3 protein-coding genes are annotated in these 2,514 nt (G+C 65.5%); 2 read left to right on the forward strand and 1 reads right to left on the reverse strand.

Annotated elements, in window-relative coordinates; genetic code table 11:
* Positions 1 to 78: 78 nt before the first annotated feature.
* Complete coding sequence (locus tag ACLP25_RS25655; RefSeq protein WP_442471941.1) at positions 79 to 1,278, reverse strand: ABC transporter substrate-binding protein; 1,200 nt, start codon at positions 1,276 to 1,278, stop codon at positions 79 to 81.
* A gap of 277 nt (positions 1,279 to 1,555) precedes the next feature.
* Here ACLP25_RS25655 and ACLP25_RS25660 point away from each other — a divergent pair, with 277 nt between their 5' ends.
* Both ACLP25_RS25660 and ACLP25_RS25665 read left to right on the forward strand, forming a co-directional pair.
* Complete coding sequence (locus ACLP25_RS25660) at positions 1,556 to 2,251, forward strand: GntR family transcriptional regulator (protein WP_442471942.1); 696 nt, start codon at positions 1,556 to 1,558, stop codon at positions 2,249 to 2,251.
* A 25-nt stretch (positions 2,252 to 2,276) separates the two neighbouring features.
* A partial coding sequence (locus ACLP25_RS25665; protein ID WP_442471943.1) for a hypothetical protein occupies positions 2,277 to 2,514 on the forward strand: 238 nt, incomplete at its 3' end.

The following is a 2,514-nucleotide window of genomic DNA, read 5'->3' on the forward strand; positions in this document are numbered from 1 at the left end:
CCTGGCCCTCCCCCACAAGGGGGGAGGGGATGGGTCCATTCGTCCGTTGCCCGTCGGCCGGCTCAAGCGCGACGCCGCTCAGTCGACGTTGGCGACGAACAGCGTCTCGAACTTGCCGTCCTTGTACGCGTTGACGACGAGCGGGACCGCGAGCTGGCGCTTCTGGCCGAACGAGGTCGTGCCGACATAGTGCAGCGTCGCCGAGGAGTCCTTCAGGTATGGATTCGGGGCCGAGAACGCGTCGATCGTCTTCTTGAATTCGTCGACGTCGTCGATCGCCTTCGGGTCGGCCTTGAGCGTGTCGACGATATACTGCAGCGCATAGACCTTGGTGTTCGATTCGTCGTTGTACTCGCCGAATTTCTTGGTGTAGCGGTCGATGAATTCCTCCATCGCCTTGGAGCGGATTTCGGGCGTCGAAGCGCCGCCGACCGAGATGAAGCCGTCGGCGAGGTCGCCCGCGCCTTCCTCGAGCACCTTGGCGTCCTGCGCCGTCTCGGTGGAGATGAGGCCTTTGTAGCCGAGCTCGCGCGCCGAGCGGATGAGGAGCGGCGCGTTCGCCGGCGCGACGCCGGAAAGGACGAGCAGGTCCGGGTTGAGCTTCACGATCGGGGTCAGGACGGGCGTGAAGTCGCGCGTGTCGTTCGCGTAGGTGTCGGAGGCGGCGACGACGTCGAGGCCGAGCGCCTTGGCCGCGGCCACGCCGCTGTCGCGCTGGCTCAGCGGGTCGGATTCGTTGGCCGCGACGAACGCGACCGTCTTCACGCCCTTGTTCTCTTTCAGATACTTGTAGATCGCCGGACCGGACTGGTAGCTCGCGACCATGCCGAGCACGGCGTTGGAGGCGGGCTTGGTGTAGAGTTCCTTCGGGAAGGCGTAGGGGAAGTAGATGATGCCGGCCTTCTCAGCCACGGGCCTGACCGCCGCGGCGCCGTCGTCGACGTTCGGTCCGACGACGTAGTGGATCCCCTCCTGCGCCATCTTCTCCATGCCGGCGATGGCGCGCTTCGGGTCCTTCTGGTCGTCGAAGGTGACGACGTCGATGTCGTAGGTCTTGTCGCCGATCTTCACCCCGCCCTGGCTGTTCCACCAGTCGGCGAGCGTCTGCATCGAGCGGACATTCGAGGTTCCCCAGGCGGCGGCGGGGCCACTGGTCACGCCGACGAAGCCGATCTTGAGCACGGGGTTCGCCGCATGCGCCGGAACGGCGGCGGCGAAGGCGAGCGCAGACGCGAGGCCGAAGATGCCGGCGCGGATGGAAGGGTATCGAGACGCCATGTTGGAAATCCTCCGAATGCGGCCGGGGCGCCGCCGGGGCGGGAAAGCGTGCGCCGTCGTCCGGACGCTTGGAGGTTGCGGCGCGGACAAAATCTTGTCAACATGACAGAAGAAAATTGTCGACAATCTCTGAACATTTGTGCACGAGCGCAAAGAACGGGCAGATCGTGACGCCGAAATCGTCAACGACGGCGTCGCCAGGACGGATGAAACTTGATTTCAAGACTCGTGCCGGGCTTCACGGAATCCCGGCCGAACCCGAAGGGGCGTGGGGCGAATGGCGTTAGTCGACGACGATCTTCAACAGCCGCTCTCCGATGCGGCGATCGTCGAGCGCATCGTCGCAGCGGTCATGGACCAGAGACTGGCGGCCGGGGCGAAACTTCCGGAGGCGCCGCTCTGCGAAGCGTTCGAGAGCAGCCGCACGCAGATCCGCCGCGTTCTCGTCGTTCTGGCGGAGCGCGGCGTCGTGACGCTCCACGCCCATCGCGGGGCCTTCGTCGCGAGCCCGGACGCCGAGGAGGCCCGCAACGTGTTCGACGCCCGGCGCGCGATCGAACGCGCGATCGTCCTTGCGGCGGCACAGCGCATCGACGCGGGCACGCTCCGCGAGCTCAGCGCCAATGCGCGCGCAGGCGGCGCGGCGGAGGCGCGCGGCGACCGCAGTGAGTCGATCCGGCTTTCCGGCCAGTTCCATCTTCGACTCGCCGAAGCGGCGGGCAACTCCGTGCTGACCAAGTTCCTCGAGGAGCTCGTCGCGCGCACGTCGCTCATCATCGGCCTTTACGGCTCCCGCGCGGCGCGGTCCTGTTCTGAGGAAGAGCACGAGACGCTCGTCGAGGCGCTCGCGGCGCACGACGCGCCCCGCGCGGCTGAGGCGATGGAGCGGCACCTGACGCACATCGAAAATCTGCTCGACATCCGCGACGCTGCAGAGGCGCCCGCCGACATTCGCGACGTGTTCGCGCGTTAAACCACGATGAAGTGGGGTCGCGACGATGGCGCGACTTTTGATTGCAGAAAAGCAGAAGTGCCGGTATGATCCCTTCGTGCGAGCCTTACAGCGCAAGCGGGTCGACGGCGTCCTGAAACGGGACGCGGCTGCTTGCCCGGGGATGGGCCGCATCACGAAGAAAATCGCGAAGAGAATTTTTCGCAAACTCGAGTGTAACGCGTTGAAAAGTCACGATTCACGGGTGAATAAGAGCGTCAAATCCAGCGCCGAACGCGTGTCGA

The organism is Roseiarcus sp., from assembly GCF_052145395.1.
Lineage (GTDB): Bacteria > Pseudomonadota > Alphaproteobacteria > Rhizobiales > Beijerinckiaceae > Roseiarcus.